This is a genomic window from Paenibacillus sp. TSM33, from assembly GCF_056099025.1.
In genome coordinates, this window is sequence record NZ_JBLZXB010000019.1 from 23,411 (window position 1) to 39,808 (window position 16,398).

Consider the following 16,398-nt stretch of genomic DNA (forward strand, 5'->3'; position numbering starts at 1 on the left):
CCGCTTTATAAAAAGGACACGCTTCCCTATTGGAATAACGTGTCCTTACGATGGGACGTCAAATATTATGAGCCACGAATTCAGCGAGCTTGTTGTCATGAAATAGAGGAATTAGACATAATCTGCTTCAACTTTTCTGTTGCCCTCTTCTGAATACGGGAAACGCTCATCTGAGATACGCCCAGCGTCTGCGCTATCGCACGTTGAGATTGACCGTCCTGAAATGCCAGAAGAAGCACTTTCTGTTCCTGCTCTTTCAGTTGGCTTAAAGCCTGCTGAAGATCCATCCGTTTTTCCACCGTGTCAAAATCATTAGCATCTGAGCTAATGAGCTCACCTAACGTAGCTGCACTCTCTTCCTGGGATAATGGCGAGTCCAGAGAAACATAGTGGTAGCACTCGCGACCAGCAAGCACCTCGATCGTTTCCTCAACGGTAAGGTCCAAATACTCCGCAATCTCGTTGACATTGGGTGAGCGTTCTAAATTGACGGTCAGCTCATCAATCGCATGTTGAACAAGCGCTCCCTTTTCCTTGATACGGCGAGGAACCTGTATGTACCAGGATTTATCGCGTAAATAATTTTTCATATGTCCCAGCATACTTTTCATAGCATACGGCTCAAATGGGATACCCAAGCTGATATCGTATTGCTGGAGCAGACGTATCAAAGCCATCTGACCGGTCTGATATAAATCCTCGTATAAGTCCGGACGGTTACGGGATATCTTCCCGGCAGCCATCTTGACCATCGGCTCATACTTGCGGATCAGCACGGTAGCAATTTCGTTATCTTTGGTTTGCTGGTACTCCCAGATTAGACCAACGGCTTCATCCATCGACTCCGGGGGAGTTACCTTTTCATTCATACTCTTTCCTCACTTCTGGTCAGACGCTTTACCAACACCACTTCGGTGCCTTTTCCTGTCTCATTCAAGATATGAACATCGTCCATAAGCGCCTGCATGAGATAAAAGCCTAATCCGCCGATCTGTGCATCATTCAACTCCTTGTCATGCAAGGATGCGATACGAGACGGGTCCTCCACACGTTCAAAGCTCTCCCCTTCATCTTTGACACGAATGGACAACGAAGCTTCGTCAAATTCGAATGTTACTTCCACGACTCCTCCCTCATGACCATATGCATAAAGGACAGAGTTATTACAGGCTTCCGATACAGCCACTTTCATGTCTTCAATATCCTCATAAGAGAATCCCATTTTCGCGGCAATACCGTATAAATTTAATCTTACAATATCAACAAAGTCAGCTGTGGCCGGCAAATTAAGAACTACTTTTTGAATTTGAGCATTCATTTCTTTTTCTTTCCTTTCCTATTGGGAATTCTCCTGGGGGGCAAAGAATTTAGCAATACCGGTCATATCAAACAGTTTTTGAATCTGAGGCGGTACCTCTTGAACCGTAAACCGGGACTCCATCCCATGCCTTGCTTTTAAAATGGATAACAAAATACCAATGCCTGTGCTGTCAATGTATTTAAGGTCTCTCAAGTTAACAATCAAATCCTGGCTGGATTCCCCCACTAAAGGCTCCATGACCAGACGGAAATCAGGTGCTACCGAAAGATCCAATTCTCCACTCAGATAAACGGTATTTACACCATCAGCTGTTTCTGTGATCGCATTGAACTTCTCATTTTTATTTGTATTCATAGGCCTACTCTCCCAAAAAAAGATTTCCCTACATACTAACCCAATATACGAGTGTTTGAATCACCTTATAACTTTTTATCCACTTGTCAAATACAACCAGCTAAGCTTCATTGATTCGATCTTTACCTGGCTGCATTGGAAAATGATCCGGTGAATGCCGGAGCAACGCCTGTTTTACACTGCTGATTTTAACGGGCTTACTAATATAATCGTTCATTCCAGCTTCAATACATCGGGGCTGAATCCCCTCCATAACGTTAGCTGTCATAGCAATGATGGCTGGTTGAGATCTTCCCGCCAATTGTTCACGTACTCTACCCGTACACTCCAGGCCGTCCATAACAGGCATCTGCAGGTCCATAAAGATATAGTCGTAATCCTGATTCGCAGTGACCATGTCAAGCGCCTGTTGCCCATCTGCTGCCACGTCTGAAGCCAAACCAAGCTTATCCAGTATATTCACCATCAGCTTCTGGTTGATGGGATGGTCATCCACGACCAGTACAGGTCTACGGGTTGGGGACTCCTGTTGTGGAATTTCCCAATCGTGGCTGGGCTCCCCCTCCAGTTCATTTTCCTTGGCAACTCCAAGCTTCATTGTGAAATGAAACACCACACCCTGTTCTCCACTCGTATCTACACGGATATCTCCGCCCATCATATTCACTAAGGTTTTGCAAATAGCGAGTCCCAGACCCGTACCACCATATTTGCGTGTCATTGAAGAATCCAGTTGGGAAAAAGGGTGAAATAGCCTTCCAACCTTGGCGGGATCAATACCAATGCCTGTATCCTTTACAGAAAACTCAACCGTAAGCCCATTGTCGCTACGCTCTTTGACCGATGCGAAGACATATACCCCGCCCTGGTCTGTAAATTTGACGGCATTGGACACCAAGTTAATCAGTACTTGACGCAATCTGCCCATATCTCCATATAACACGGGAGGCAGCTGTTCATCGAGAAAATAAACCAGCTCCAAATTCTTGCGGTTCACCTCTACTGTAAACAGGCTGAAAACTTCCTTGATACAGGAAACCAAATCAAATGGATATTCCTCAACCTCCATCTTGCCTGACTCCAGCTTGGTAAAGTCCAGAATATCATTAATGACCGCGACCAGCGCGTCTGCACTGCGGCGGATGATATCGGCATATTCCTGTTGATCGTTTTGCAGCTCTGTCTCCATCAGCAGATCAATCATACCAATGACACCGTTCATAGGTGTGCGAATCTCATGGCTCATCATTGCCAAAAATTCGGTTTTGGCATTAGCAGCAATCTCTGCCGCCTCCTTGGCGGCAATCAGTTCGCTGTTCATCTTTTCCAGCTCCTGCGTCTTCTGATGAAGCAGCATGGACTGTGTTTTCAAGCGCTTGTTTGTCAGATACATTTGTACAAAGCCTTCAATTTTGGACTTGAGAATTTGAGGGATGAACGGCTTCACCATATAATCAATACCGCCCGCTGAATATCCCGCAAACAAATGCTCCGCTTCCTTGCTGTTAGCTGAAATGAAGATAATCGGAATATCCTTCGTCTTCTCTCTGGCCTTGATTAACTTCGCGGTCTCAATACCATCCATACCCGGCATTTGCACATCGAGGACAACGAGTGCAAATTCATCTTTTAATAGACATCGCAACGCTTCTTCCCCTGATGTGGCCTTTACCAGATTATATTGTTCACTCTCCAGCACTGCCTCAAGAGCGAGCAGGTTCTCAGGTCTGTCATCTACCAGCAATATATGAATCGGTTCATGAAGCCCCATGGAATCCTCCTAAGCATCTCTATTTAATCTTCCGGTATATTTTCTCTACCCGGTCCAGCGGCTCGTAGGAATCACTATAATCGGTGAAATGTATGGATTCCTTGGCCCCAAGCACCAACACACCAAAATGACTCAAGCTATCATAAAACAACCCATGTACATGGTTGCGAAGTTCATCGTTGAAATAGATCATAACATTCCGGCAAAAAATCACATTGAACTCGTTAAAAGACCGGTCTGTCGCTAAATTGTGCTCAGCAAAAATGATATTTTTTCGTAAAAAGGGATGAAACATCACCGAATCATACTTGGCTGTATAATATTCAGAGAACGATTGTGTGCCCCCAGATTCCAAGTAATTTTTGGTATACAGCTTCATTCGGTCGATCCCATATACGCCTTCTTTCGCTTGCTGTAAAGACAGGTTATTCATATCCGTCGCATAAATACGGGCCTTATCATATAAGCCTTCCTCATGCAGCAAGATTGCCATTGAATATACTTCCTCACCTGTGGAGCAACCTGCATGCCATATTCGGATATACGGATACGTTCGTAAAATAGGAATAATTTTTTGCCTAAAAATTAGAAACAGCTCCGGGTCGCGAAACATCTCGGTCACCGGAATAGAAAGACTCTGTACCAGTCTATCGAAGGCGCTGCGATCATGCAGCACCTTCTCTTGAAGTCCTGATATCGTGCTTACATTCTCGGACTGCGCATGATAATAAATACGCCGCTTGATCGAAGGCAGAGCGTAGTTACGAAAATCGTAGCCGTACAGCCGATGAATACCTTCCAGCAACAGCTCAATCTCAATCATTTCCCGCTCATTGTCATTCGATTTCACTTCATTAGCAGCATTATCCGCCATATCCTTCGATGTCATAATCTCTCTCCAATTCCTAAATAGGTTTTGCCTGCACCGCTCTCAATCATGTGTCGTTTTATATTACCCATTTTTTTGGGTTACGAATACAACCACACTCGCATTAATGATAAAAGCTGTTCGGTTTGAATCGGTTTTTTTACATAATCGGAAGCGCCTGCCTCAATACACTTGGAACGATCATCTTTCATCGCCTTGGCTGTCAGGGCAATAATAGGCAACTTTTCGAATTGTGGCATTAACCGGATACGTCGCATCGCTTCATATCCATCCATTTCCGGCATCATCATATCCATCAGCACCAGATCAAAATCAGGTGTCTGTTCGAGCATTTCCAGTGCTTCTCTTCCATTTTCAGCAAAGGTAACCTCCATACGATAGCTTTCCAGCACACTGGACAGAGCAAATACATTACGAATATCATCGTCTACCAACAATATTTTTTTGCCTTCAAACAACTCTTCCTTGTTATAAAGCTTCTGCAGAATTTTACGTTTGTCCTCTGGAAGATTTGCCTCCACCCGATGCAGGAACAACGTAGTCTCATCCAAAAGTCGTTCCGGTGATTTGACATCCTTAATAATAATGGACTCTGCATATTTTCGAAGTTGTGTTTCTTCCTTACTATCCAGATCTTTGCCTGTATAAATAATGATCGGCAGATCGGTGAGCTGCTCATTTTCCCGAATGCGGTCCAGCAATTCAAAGCCTGTCATGTCACTCAACATCAGATCCAGTACCATGCAGTCATACCGCTGGGTAGCCAGCTCGTTTAGTGCTTCTTTACCTGTCGATACCGCCGTAATGGCCACATCATCATGGTCGATGAGCTCAATAATGGATTTGCGTTGATTATCGTCATCCTCAACCACAAGGAGGCGTTTTACCATTTGGTCCGTATACGACTTTATATGTGAAAATGCCTTATCCAGACTCTCCTTCGAGGAAGGCTTTTTGAGATAAGCAATTGCGCCCATCATCAAGCCCTGTTTCACATCATCTATGACTGAAATAACATGTACTGGAATATGACGTGTTGACGAATTGCCTTTCAGCTCGCCCAAAATGGACCAGCCATCCATCACAGGTAACTGAATATCTAATATAATAGCGTCGGGCAAATAGGAATGAGCCATGTTCAGCCCATCGTCTCCTTTGAGAGCAATCAACGCCTTAAAGCCCCGACTACGGGCCATGTCGTACAAAATATTTGCAAAATTAATATCATCCTCAATAATCAGCAGCACTTTATCCTGCGGGGTAATCTCGTTTCGGTCATCACCCGGATGTATGTCCTCCGCTCCGCTCTTCGCAGGTATCTGATACACAGGTAAGCGTTCAGCAGGCATGATCATTGGCAGATCTGCTTCCGCTGAAGCAGCGGCGCCTTCAAAAGCCGGATGCACATCTGCACTGTCAAGCGCCTCTCTCGAATGAGAATCCATATTCTTTTCGGTAGGCGTTTGTTCCGGCAAATACAGTGTAAAGCAACTGCCCTGTCCCTGCTCGGATTCGACTGTAATGGCACCGCCCAACAATTTGGAAAGCTCACGGCTGATCGACAGCCCCAGCCCTGTTCCCCCGTATTTTCGGCTAGTCGTACCGTCTACCTGCTGGAAGGCTTCGAAGATCAGATCTGTCTTATCTGAAGCAATCCCGATGCCCGTATCACGTACAGATAGAGCCAGATAGGATTTTCGTGGATTTAGCATACCCGGAAGCTGCTCTCCATTTGCCCGAGATACCTTGAAACTTATAGAACCTTCCGTGGTGAACTTGAACGCATTGGACAGTAAGTTACGTAAAATTTGTTTGAGACGATAACCGTCACTTATAATAGCATCTGGCAAATCCTCTTCGATTTCGGTATGCAGTTGAAGCTCTCGTTTGGCTGCGACTGGAGCAAAATTCTGTTCTACAAACAGCTCCAATTCCTTCAAATGGACCGTTTCATGGTTAATATCCATTTTTCCAGCATCCACTTTGGATAAATCCAGAATTTCATCAATCATTTTTAACAAATCTGCGCCTGACATATAAATGGTTTGTGCATATTCGACTTGTTTGGGCTTGAGATTGCCTTCCTTGTTCTCAGACAGCAGCTGAGAAAGAATAAGCAAGCTATTTAGCGGAGTACGCAATTCATGCGACATATTGGCCAAAAACTCGGATTTGTATTTGCTTGTGATCCCAAGCTGCATCGCCTGTTGCTCCAACTGGGCTCGTGCACGTTCGATCTCATCGTTCTTTTCTTCCACTTCTCGAACCTGTTCTTCCAGTGCTCTCGTTTTAGCAATCAGTTCAGTATTAAAATGCTCCAATTCTTCCTGTTGACGCTGTAATAATTCCTCGGAACGCTTAAGCTCCTCTGTTTGCTGCTCCAAATTCTCGTTAGAACGCTTGAGCTCTTCTTGCTGAGTTTGCAACTCTTCGGACTGGCATTGCAATTCCTCGGTAAGTGCTTGTGATTCGCGCAACAGTTGCTCAACCCGCATCCGTCCCTTGATATTGTTCAAAATGATTCCCAAGCTCTCCATTAGCTGAGCAAACAGCTTCGTTTCCAGATCACTGAAGCGATCCAGTGACGCTATTTCTACGGCACCAATGCATTCATCCTCGAACAAAATAGGGAAAATCATAATTCCCACTGGCTTGCTTTTTCCTAAAGCGGAGCCAATGGACAAGTAATCGTCAGGCGCCTCTGTAATCAAGATCGGCTTACGATCCAGAACACACTGTCCAAGCAAACCTTCGCCCACCTGGATAACGTCTCTAATCGAGCCTTCGCCAGTCACTTTTGCATAAGAGCCGTACAACTTAAATCGGTTATCTTCTACATCTTTTCCTTGCAGATAGATAGCTCCGTAACTACCTCCCAAGATTGGCGTAAACTCACTAATGAACATCTGAGCAACCTGTTCCAGTGAATTCACACCGCGAAACAGCTCAGTCAACCGAGCAGTATTGGCATTAAGCCAAGTTTGGTCCTTCTGCGTTTGAAGGACGGAATGCTCGAATTTCCTTTTTTCATCCAAGTCTCCAGCCAATTGTTGAAACACACGAGCAACCTCTCCGATTTCATCTTTGGAGGCCACACTCATCCGGCTGATAGCCCTGTACTTTCCCTTGCCAAAACCGTTCATCATGAGGTTAACGGTATTTAGACCTTTGGCAATGCTAGGAAGCACCCACAAAATAACCAGTAAGCCCATCATCAGACCGGCCGCCATCAGGATTGTAGTAATCTGCACGGATTCCTCATAAGCCAGATTGGCTTGCTTCATATCGTTATCAATTTCCCGGTCTTGAAAAACAGCAAGGGTATTAATGCTGTCCATTGCCTCCTCTTGAGCAGGCAGACCCGTGCTATTACGGAAAGCATTAGCTTCCTCAATACGATCTTGCTCCAATAAGGAAACGAGTCTCTCTTCATAGTTTAGGAAATCTTTCCAGGCAACAGCCACCCGGTCAATCTGCTGTTGCTCTTCACTCGTACCGGAATCCGTTTGCAGACTAGCCAGCACTTTTGTTCCAGTAGCAGAAATATCATCCATCTCGCGCTTGGCCTCGCCGACAGAGGAGCCTGGATTCAAGATCAGATTGGCCATCACTTTAGCCATATCGTTCACCTGTCCGCGTATAGCCGTTGTTTTGCGGACCTTCACATATCGTTCTTGGTAAACCTGGTTCAGCTGTTCATTCAAGCTCCCCATCCGGTCATAGCTGATTAGCGTCAGCACAAGGAGGATCGCCATAAGCGATCCAAAGCCAATCAGCAGTTTATTTCTGATTTTCATGCAAGCTCTCTCCCTCTTTCAACGAAATCCAGATCAGGCACTTATCATCATCGCGATCCTGCGGCCCCTCGTTACGAAAAAACGCATCCAGCATCGCTTCTTCATTCCATTCCTCATACTTGCGCAGACAGGCAGTCAGATACTCCAATTGTTCCTCATATTCACCTTCTACCGCCTCCAGCAAGCCATCTGTATACAAAGCGATATGCCCAGTTCCTTCGTAATAAATCGTGTGCATCTCTGCATCAATTTTATCAAACAATCCGACCGGGCTACACGCACGGTCTAATTTGGTTATGCTACCGTCCTGATTGAACAGCAAGCCAGGAGGATGCCCTGCATTTACATAGTCAATTCGCCGTGAACGAGTATCAACCACCATATAAATTGCCGTAAAATAATACTGTACCAGTTGCTTGCCCAGATCCAGCTGATTAAAACGACGATTCAGCTCTTGTATAACCTTCTCCGGCTCCACATACGTGGTCACCGTATCCTTGAGTACAGACGCAATGAACATGCAAAACAAAGAAGAAGAAATGCCATGGCCCATCATATCGAGCAAAATGATGGCATATCTCCCTTCTCCTAGCGGATACCATGAATATAAATCTCCCGCCAGTTCAAAGGAAGGCTGGTACAGTGCATTCGCTTGCAGCATCGGGTCCTGAATGGCAGGACTCAGTACCGCCTGCTGCACCATCGCAGCCAGTTTCAATTCATCCTGAATTCGCTGATCCCGGTCCTTATGCCAGTCCTTTTCCTGCTTAAGACGCAAGGCAGATCGAATTCGCGCCATTAGCTCTACCTTGTTGATCGGTTTTGTGACATAATCGACGGCTCCCACATCCAGAGCTTCGGCCAATTTTTTAGAATCGCCTACAGCGGTAACCATAATAATCGGAATATCTTTTAAATGTTCATATTCCTGTACAATACTGCAAGCTTCAATGCCATCCATTTCAGGCATCATCATATCGAGCAGCACCAAATCAATATCCGAAGGACGGGGGCGAAGACTAATGGTACGGTCGCCGATTCCCAGATGCTCCAGCATTTCTGCGGCCGAGCTGGCAGAGATCACATCGCGATAATTTTCTTTTTTTAGTATTTCACGAATAATAATGACATTCGTTGGATTATCATCAACAATTAGAATTCTCATTGCTCTCTCCTTATCTGTAACCCATGTATTATACTATACCTGCTTATGGGGCAACACCCTTGGTAATTAGAAATAGCGTTTCCGTAAGCAAGCATTCCAAAAACATAGATAAGGAATGAGGCTAAAACCCCATTCCTTATCTATGTTTTGGAGGACCCGCGAAACACTTGTGCTGCGGCCAACATCCTCTTTTTCGAATCTAAGCTTGTTTGATTCTATGATGAGCTGGAAATATCACGCTTTTTTCGCAATAACCAGCACTTTACCCTGATCTAATTCTTTTTCATAAAAATCTGCTTCCGTATCTGTAAAACCCAGGGAAGTGATTTTAGCACGAAGCTCATCACCACGGGAACGGAACAAATTCGCTAATGAGTCGAAAACGCCCTCTTCCTTAATCCCGATTTCCTTGGCAGCCACCGTGTCCGCGATACGATCCGTCCGATCCTGATCATGAGCGAGCACGAACACATCCTCATAACGATAGCCCGTGTTACGCAACTCATTCACAGCTTCAACGGCTTGTACACCGTTCTCTACCACCTTGGCATAAGATTTATGATTGGTCTGATTCATGTTTCTCACGCTCCTTTAAGGATTGACTTCTCTGACTATTACACTTCATTCAACTATTTGAAACTTCCATATGATGTCACGCCTCGAAAAAATCGATTACCACTCCGTTTCATCAAAAAACTCAACATACTTCGGCTTATCAGACGTCTTATCCGTAAATACTTTGATCGCACGCTGCCCGCGTACATACACCTCTCCGTCTTCTGCCGTAAATTGCGAGCCACCTAGCTCCTGATCCAGTGTTTTCCGTTGCAGTGGCAGCCACTTGTCATTCACTTTGATGCGACCAGCAGCAGGATCTACATGCACATAGGAGACGACGTCCTCACGCATACCTACGGTGACATCCGGGTATTGATATTCTGTAGAAAGCAGCAGCTTATCCTTCTTGACTCGAAGTGGCTTGCCCAGTTTTTTCAATACATCCGCACGAGTATCATCCAGAGATATGCCATTTAAGGTATGGAAATCAGTTGGCACAGCATGTGGAGCAGTTATCGTCTGAACAGCCCTTACCATATGCCCCGCTGTCTGCGGGGAGACGGTTTGCTGAACCGTATCCTGTCCGGAAAAGGGAGTGAGCAAACCAGCGGCTAGTAATAATGTCTTCATCATAATTCTCACCCTTTCAATGAATTTCCTATAGTTTACGGTTCAGCACTATACTACTGACGCATTTTCTGCCACACCCCAGCAGCGATGTCTACATAACCCAGCCAGTTTTTAGCCGGCTTGCTCGCAGGTTCCCCATAAGTGGCATTGTAGCTCTGAACCGTCCGCTCTGTTGCAGTCAAAGGTCTGTTCGATCCCGTTGACTTGATCGCCTTCTCCGTTCCGGAAGTGCTGCTCGCAGTGCTACGCGACTTTTGAAGGCGTGTCATTAACGCTGTTGAAGCCTGCTTGGCGGCCAGCGTCACTTCGCTGAGTACCTCCCCCAGGTTTTTAACCGACTCCATTACCGGTTCCACTTGCTTCAATTTATGATCAACGTCTGCAGTGATGTCATTTGCATGTCGAACCGTTTGTTTTACTTCATAACTCAATTCGTCGACTGTCTTTTGTACTTCCTGCAGGGTTTGAGTTACCTTATCCAGAGAACCTTGGGCTGCTTTCAAAGTCTTAATAAGGTAAATAACGAGAACGGCAAATGCGATAGCAATAATAAAAATGCTGACCTGTGTTAACATAGCGTAACCTCTCTTTCGTCTTTCACGATGATGTTTATGATTACTGCATAGTTACCCTCTACATTCGGACACGAAACAACGTCCAGACTGGTAGGTTCTTGTGATCCGAACGTTATGATTCACGGGCCCTCGCACCGTTTAAAACAACATATAATGATGGCAGAGCCACACTTAATCTGTAGAAGTCACCGTCATCTGCTATCACGCTCTATCGGGGCGCGAGTATGCCACATTATATACAATCAAAGGAGGATACAGAACATGCTGAAATGGTCGGCTTTATTCTTAGTTTTTGCTGTAATCGCCGGGATTTTAGGTTTTTTTGGTATCGTCGTCTCCGTAGCAGCTACAATTGCTAAAATGTTATTTGTGCTATTTTTGGTATTATTCGTTATTTCACTCTTTACCGGAAGAAAACGAGCTTCATAGACGTCGGAAGATAGCTACACCCAAAAGTGATATGTATCATATGCTTATCAAAAAAGGATGTTCCCACCCTGGTCAACAGAGCTGTGGAACATCCTTTTTTGATGCAACTTTTAACAGTGAACGGCTTTCTTATTGGATTACGCTCCCCCCAAACAGGAAACGATCCTGCCAAGGCTTGCTGAAATCCGTAACTTTTACACCGCCGGCCGCTACAGAAAACGTATGGAGAAGCTTGTTGTCCCCCAAGTATACAGCTACATGCGTAATCGTTTGGGAGGAATTATCCAAGGACGTGTACGCCCCGGAAGATGCATTATAATTTGTAAAAAAGAGCAGATCGCCACGCTTCAGTGTAGTCATATCTGTATTCGGCTGACTGTTCTGCTTGATCCACTCACCTTGTGAACGAGAATCTGCCGGAAGCTGGATACCTACAGCCTGACGGAAGATTTGGCGAGTGAATGCCGAGCAATCAAAAGTAGCCGTACTGTTGCGATCAGAACCATATTCATATGGTGTTCCGAGATACGTCATACCTGTGTCAATAACCTGTTCGATTGCAGCCGCTGCATCACCGGAAGACAAGCTAACCGTCGATATAGGAGATGCTACCGCAGCTAGAGCAGTAGTATCTGAAGCGGGTGCAGCCGAAGAAGCCACAGGCTGTTGCACAACAACCCCCTCACCAATACGAATATATTGTGGAGATGAGCTGACATAGCCTACTGTACCATCAGCAGTGGTGACCTTGAACCAATACGCGTTACTGGAATCGGTAATCGTAACGACATCCCCTGTATTCATATAGCCCAGAACCTCGGAAGAAGTGGATGCCTCCGCCCGCAAACGAACGGACGTTTGAATCGTAGCTTTCGTTTGACCGGCAGAACTATTCACTGAAGCCGGAGCCTCTTTAGTTGAAACATTTTTAACTGAAGCTGAAACAGTTTTAGCTGACTCTGAGGCTTCCGTTTTACGGCTGGCAGACGGGGTGACAGCAGCAGCGACGCTGGTAGCGCCAACTTTTATGTACTTGTCGGAGCTGCTTGTGTAGCCGGTTACTCCATCAGAGGTCTTGATCTTATACCAATAGCTATTCGTTTTCTCCAATACCGTTACGGCCTCTCCCTGCTTCATAAAGCTGACTACATTGCCCGTAGTCGAAGGATCGGATCTAAGCTTTACAGCCGCCTGAATAACCGCCTTCTGTCCTGTGGATGCTGTCGATGCCGCTGCGTCAACCTGACCCGGCGCCACATGAATTGCTGCCAACAGCGCGGCTGACGTCATGAGCATTCCCATCACGCGTCTTCTCAATGTTGCACCTCCTGGCTGTTTTTACGAATCTGAAGAGCATAATTCCGACGAATATAGCCGGACATGCCTTCATTATAGTAAAAGCAGCAGGAAGAGAGATATAATCCAAACGTCACAAAAGATAGCGCGTACACCTTTTTTGATATAGGTCTAAAGTCACTTTTTATACTAATTATTTAATAATTAATCTATAATTTAGGTTCTACATGGACATGAACGTGCATTGTATTATGAACCTCTTGTAGACGTTCCTCAATCCGGTCGCTGATCCGATGTCCTTCGATCAGACTGAGTTGCGGATTCACCTCAATGACCACATCCACCAGTGCGTGGTTACCGTGTACCCGTGCCTTAACGTCTCGAATTCCTTCTACTCCAGGTATAAGAGCAATCGTACTCCGTAAGTCGGATAGTTCTTGCTCATCAAATCCATCAGTTAAGCTATGTGTGGAATCCCTAAAAATCTCCCACGCCGTTTTGCAAATAATGAATCCTACCACGATCGCCGCAACAGTATCCAACCACGGCAACCCGAACTGTGCGCCAATAATGCCCACTGCTGCTCCAATACTGACGAGTGCATCGGATAGATTATCCTTGGCCGCAGCCAGCAACGCCTTGTTGTTGATTTGCCGAGCCAGCCTGTTATTGTACAGGTACACCCCGAACATAATCACTGCGCAAATTACAGCCACACCCGCAGAGGTAATATCCGGTATTTGCTTTCCTCCCTTGAAAATGCTTCCGATTCCATCAATCAGCACCTGCAAACCAACGACAGCCATAATAAAGGACGCCAGCAGCGCCGCAATCGTTTCGGCACGAAAATGTCCATAGGCATGGTCGGAATCTGGTGGTTTTTGCGAAATTCTCAGACCAATTAATACAGCAACCGACACCACAATATCGGTGACATTGTTGAATCCATCGGCCAGCAACGCGCTAGAGGCAAATATATATCCGCTAATCAGCTTAAAAGCGGACAGCAAGAGATAAGCAGCAATGCTTACCCACGCCCCTCGCTCACCTTTTCGTATTTCATCATAGACATTTACCACAACGGAGGACACTCCTTCAAATAGATAGTTCGCAGCGTAAAGATCTGCCCAGAAAAAAAAATAGCAGCATAGCTGCCCTTACACTCCCCCTCAAACAAGCAGCATAGCTGCCCTAAAAATAACAATTCGCCTGTGGAAAACTGTTATTTTTAGGATAACAGACGAACTTTGTGTGGGTCTAGAGAAACAGTCTTTCCACTCTACATCGCTGTAGGAACAATGAAAAAGTATTGCCAGGCCCCATCCCTGTGGGTTACACAAAACAATTTTTCCTTCATGCAAAAAACAGACATTTCTCCCCTTGCCTCACTCCAGCGATGTGTTATCATTGTTGCCCTTGTCCCTTCTTTTAAAAACGTATAAAATGAGGACACAGCCGCGTTTTTCTTCAATCCAGCATGATTGACATGAATCTGGCGGCAACAGGAGGAATTTATTCATGAGCGATGCTAAGGAACCACGTAAAATTAATCTCGCAGATGCCATTCGCGAAAAGCTGGCACAAAAAAAACAGCAGTCCGGCGCTTCACAGCAGGGCGGCTTTCAAGGCGGTTCCACCAAAACACTGAAAAGCCAAAATACGAAGAAGCCGAACAACCAACGCCGTCGTACAGGCGGATCATAAGCCACCCCATAGGCTATATAGGGTACCGAAGATCAGGCGAGATTTATCTTACCTCACTCTCGAAACCAAGTAAGCTGAGGGTCATGGCACAAAACGAAAAAAGAGGAGTCCCCCGGCCATGTCAATGGCCTGATGGAGCTCCTCTTTCGTTTATTTATTTGCAGAAACTAGCGGTTCGAATGTTAGCCGATTTCTACCGGATACATGCGTTCACGCAATTTAGCGATTTCTTCATTTTCCAAGTATTCATCATAGCTCATCGTACGGTCGATTACGCCGTTTGGTGTAATCTCCACTATGCGATTCGCGATGGTTTGAATGAACTGATGGTCATGGGAAGTGAACAAAATAGTCCCGTCAAAGTCGATCAGACCATTGTTCAGCGCTGTGATGGACTCCAGGTCCAAGTGGTTGGTCGGTTCTTCCAGAAGCAGTACGTTAGCACCGTTCAGCATCATTTTCGCCAGCATACAGCGAACCTTTTCTCCCCCGGACAGCACACTTGCTTTCTTAAGCGCTTCTTCGCCTGAGAAAAGCATACGTCCCAAGAAGCCGCGCAGGAACGTTTCATCCTGATCCTTGGAATATTGACGCAACCAGTCCACCAGATTCAGATCCACCCCTTCAAAATAAGTGGAGTTATCTTTCGGGAAATACGCTTGGCTCGTTGTAATCCCCCAGGAAAATTCACCATTATCCGCTTCCAGTTCGTTCATCAAGATCTGGAAGAGCGTCGTTTTAGGCAGCCCGTTCGGACCCACAAATGCAATTTTATCGCCTTTGTTCACGACCAGACTGAACTCGTTCAGCACTTGCTCGCCTTCCACGGTTTTACTGAGACTATCTACAGTCAGCAATTGTTTACCCGCTTCACGCTCAGGCTTGAAGTTAATGAATGGATATTTACGGTTCGATGGACGGATGTCGTCCAGCGTAATTTTATCCAGTTGCTTTTTACGCGAAGTTGCTTGTTTGGACTTGGAAGCATTCGCAGAAAAGCGCTGAATAAAGGCTTGCAGTTCTTTGATTTTTTCTTCCTTTTTCTTGTTCGCATCGCGAGCCAGTGTAAGTGCAAGCTGGCTGGACTCGTACCAGAAGTCATAGTTGCCGACATACATCTGGATTTTACCAAAATCAATATCCGCAATATGCGTACATACCTTGTTCAAGAAGTGACGGTCATGGGATACAACGATGACGGTGCCTTCATAGTCCATCAGGAAGTTCTCCAGCCACTGAATGGATTCGAGATCCAAATGGTTGGTAGGCTCATCAAGCAGCAAATTGTTCGGACGACCAAACAACGCTTGTGCCAACAGAACGCGCACTTTGTCGTTGCCGCTCATCTCAGCCATTTTTTTGTCATGCAGATCACGCGGAATCCCCAGACCGATCAGCAATGCAGCCGCATCCGGCTCGGCATCCCAACCGTTCAGTTCTGCAAATTCGCCTTCCAATTCACCAGCACGCAAACCGTCTGCTTCGGAAAACTCCGCTTTGGCGTACAGTGCATCCTTTTCCTTCATGATTTCATACAGACGCGTATGACCCATAATAACGGTTTCCAGAACCGGAAATTCATCGTATTCATAATGGTTCTGCTTGAGGACAGCCATCCGTTCGCCCGGTGTCATGTGAACCTCACCTGAATTGGCTTCGATTTCACCGGAAAGAATTTTCAAAAATGTGGATTTACCCGCGCCATTTGCCCCAATCAGGCCATAGCAGTTCCCAGGAGTAAATTTAATATTTACGTCTTCAAAAAGTGGGCGTTTACCATAACGAAGCGTTACGCCGCTTGTACTGATCATATAAGCATACCATCCTTATCATTAGTAAAGTGCTAAACACAAAATTACCGACGGCAATAGTATAACACACAAAAGATCGGATTCGAACCGTAGTCTAA

At 45.6% G+C, this 16,398-nt stretch carries 15 protein-coding genes; 2 read left to right on the plus strand and 13 right to left on the minus strand.

Annotated elements, in window-relative coordinates:
- Positions 1-95 precede the first annotated feature (95 nt).
- The 10 genes from ACN6NF_RS20950 to ACN6NF_RS20995 form a co-directional block, all read right to left on the minus strand.
- Positions 96-869 carry a sigma-70 family RNA polymerase sigma factor gene (locus ACN6NF_RS20950; protein ID WP_474319428.1) on the minus strand — a complete coding sequence of 258 codons (774 nt, stop codon included), beginning with the start codon at positions 867-869 and terminating at the stop codon, positions 96-98.
- Entirely contained in the window at positions 866-1,318 is a 453-nt protein-coding gene (gene rsbW / locus ACN6NF_RS20955) for an anti-sigma B factor RsbW (protein ID WP_061831463.1), read from the minus strand. Before rsbW ends, ACN6NF_RS20950 begins: the two co-directional genes overlap by 4 nt.
- A gap of 18 nt (positions 1,319-1,336) precedes the next feature.
- Positions 1,337-1,675 (minus strand): STAS domain-containing protein, encoded by a 339-nt coding sequence (locus ACN6NF_RS20960; protein ID WP_013373043.1) that lies wholly within the window; start codon positions 1,673-1,675, stop codon positions 1,337-1,339.
- Between the two features lie 100 nt (positions 1,676-1,775).
- Positions 1,776-3,446: a response regulator gene (locus tag ACN6NF_RS20965; RefSeq protein WP_474319429.1), complete on the minus strand. Its 1,671-nt coding sequence runs from the start codon at positions 3,444-3,446 to the stop codon at positions 1,776-1,778.
- Positions 3,447-3,465: 19 nt separating this feature from the next.
- Positions 3,466-4,335, minus strand: a complete 870-nt coding sequence (locus tag ACN6NF_RS20970; RefSeq protein WP_016820280.1) for a CheR family methyltransferase — start codon at positions 4,333-4,335, stop codon at positions 3,466-3,468.
- Positions 4,336-4,415: 80 nt separating this feature from the next.
- Entirely contained in the window at positions 4,416-8,132 is a 3,717-nt protein-coding gene (locus tag ACN6NF_RS20975) for a response regulator (protein ID WP_474319430.1), read from the minus strand.
- A complete protein-coding gene (locus ACN6NF_RS20980; RefSeq protein ID WP_474319431.1) occupies positions 8,116-9,297 on the minus strand; it encodes a PP2C family protein-serine/threonine phosphatase in 1,182 nt (393 codons plus the stop codon). Before ACN6NF_RS20980 ends, ACN6NF_RS20975 begins: the two co-directional genes overlap by 17 nt.
- 234 nt (positions 9,298-9,531) lie before the next feature.
- Entirely contained in the window at positions 9,532-9,873 is a 342-nt protein-coding gene (locus ACN6NF_RS20985) for a YflT domain-containing protein (RefSeq protein WP_013373048.1), read from the minus strand.
- Between the two features lie 96 nt (positions 9,874-9,969).
- The gene (locus ACN6NF_RS20990; protein ID WP_049825388.1) at positions 9,970-10,488 is read right to left on the minus strand and encodes a hypothetical protein; all 519 of its coding nucleotides are present in this window, start codon (positions 10,486-10,488) and stop codon (positions 9,970-9,972) included.
- A 50-nt stretch (positions 10,489-10,538) separates the two neighbouring features.
- The gene (locus ACN6NF_RS20995; protein WP_474319432.1) at positions 10,539-11,060 is read right to left on the minus strand and encodes a DUF948 domain-containing protein; all 522 of its coding nucleotides are present in this window, start codon (positions 11,058-11,060) and stop codon (positions 10,539-10,541) included.
- Positions 11,061-11,321: 261 nt separating this feature from the next.
- On the opposite strand from ACN6NF_RS20995, the gene ACN6NF_RS21000 reads away from it, so the two are divergent.
- Positions 11,322-11,489 carry a DUF1328 domain-containing protein gene (locus ACN6NF_RS21000; protein ID WP_013373051.1) on the plus strand — a complete coding sequence of 56 codons (168 nt, stop codon included), beginning with the start codon at positions 11,322-11,324 and terminating at the stop codon, positions 11,487-11,489.
- 129 nt (positions 11,490-11,618) lie between these two features.
- Here ACN6NF_RS21000 and ACN6NF_RS21005 read toward each other — a convergent pair whose 3' ends face one another.
- Both ACN6NF_RS21005 and ACN6NF_RS21010 read right to left on the minus strand, forming a co-directional pair.
- A complete protein-coding gene (locus tag ACN6NF_RS21005) occupies positions 11,619-12,806 on the minus strand; it encodes a C40 family peptidase (protein ID WP_474319433.1) in 1,188 nt (395 codons plus the stop codon).
- A gap of 188 nt (positions 12,807-12,994) precedes the next feature.
- Positions 12,995-13,864, minus strand: a complete 870-nt coding sequence (locus ACN6NF_RS21010; RefSeq protein ID WP_474319434.1) for a cation diffusion facilitator family transporter — start codon at positions 13,862-13,864, stop codon at positions 12,995-12,997.
- Positions 13,865-14,303: 439 nt separating this feature from the next.
- On the opposite strand from ACN6NF_RS21010, the gene ACN6NF_RS21015 reads away from it, so the two are divergent.
- On the plus strand, positions 14,304-14,489 hold the full coding sequence (locus ACN6NF_RS21015; RefSeq protein WP_016820288.1) for a hypothetical protein: 186 nt from the start codon (positions 14,304-14,306) through the stop codon (positions 14,487-14,489).
- Positions 14,490-14,671: 182 nt separating this feature from the next.
- On the opposite strand, the gene ACN6NF_RS21020 is transcribed toward ACN6NF_RS21015, so the two are convergent.
- Positions 14,672-16,300, minus strand: a complete 1,629-nt coding sequence (locus ACN6NF_RS21020) for an ABC-F family ATP-binding cassette domain-containing protein (RefSeq protein WP_430192141.1) — start codon at positions 16,298-16,300, stop codon at positions 14,672-14,674.
- Positions 16,301-16,398 lie beyond the last annotated feature (98 nt).

Bases quoted from the DNA above. Each gene is read 5' to 3' on its own strand.
- ACN6NF_RS20950 (WP_474319428.1), bottom strand. From the start codon at position 869: ATGAATGAAAAGGTAACTCCCCCGGAGTCGATGGATGAAGCCGTTGGT.
- rsbW (WP_061831463.1), bottom strand. From the start codon at position 1,318: ATGAATGCTCAAATTCAAAAAGTAGTTCTTAATTTGCCGGCCACAGCT.
- ACN6NF_RS20960 (WP_013373043.1), bottom strand. From the start codon at position 1,675: ATGAATACAAATAAAAATGAGAAGTTCAATGCGATCACAGAAACAGCT.
- ACN6NF_RS20965 (WP_474319429.1), bottom strand. From the start codon at position 3,446: ATGGGGCTTCATGAACCGATTCATATATTGCTGGTAGATGACAGACCT.
- ACN6NF_RS20970 (WP_016820280.1), bottom strand. From the start codon at position 4,335: ATGACATCGAAGGATATGGCGGATAATGCTGCTAATGAAGTGAAATCG.
- ACN6NF_RS20975 (WP_474319430.1), bottom strand. From the start codon at position 8,132: ATGAAAATCAGAAATAAACTGCTGATTGGCTTTGGATCGCTTATGGCG.
- ACN6NF_RS20980 (WP_474319431.1), bottom strand. From the start codon at position 9,297: ATGAGAATTCTAATTGTTGATGATAATCCAACGAATGTCATTATTATT.
- ACN6NF_RS20985 (WP_013373048.1), bottom strand. From the start codon at position 9,873: ATGAATCAGACCAATCATAAATCTTATGCCAAGGTGGTAGAGAACGGT.
- ACN6NF_RS20990 (WP_049825388.1), bottom strand. From the start codon at position 10,488: ATGATGAAGACATTATTACTAGCCGCTGGTTTGCTCACTCCCTTTTCC.
- ACN6NF_RS20995 (WP_474319432.1), bottom strand. From the start codon at position 11,060: ATGTTAACACAGGTCAGCATTTTTATTATTGCTATCGCATTTGCCGTT.
- ACN6NF_RS21000 (WP_013373051.1), top strand. From the start codon at position 11,322: ATGCTGAAATGGTCGGCTTTATTCTTAGTTTTTGCTGTAATCGCCGGG.
- ACN6NF_RS21015 (WP_016820288.1), top strand. From the start codon at position 14,304: ATGAGCGATGCTAAGGAACCACGTAAAATTAATCTCGCAGATGCCATT.
- ACN6NF_RS21020 (WP_430192141.1), bottom strand. From the start codon at position 16,300: ATGATCAGTACAAGCGGCGTAACGCTTCGTTATGGTAAACGCCCACTT.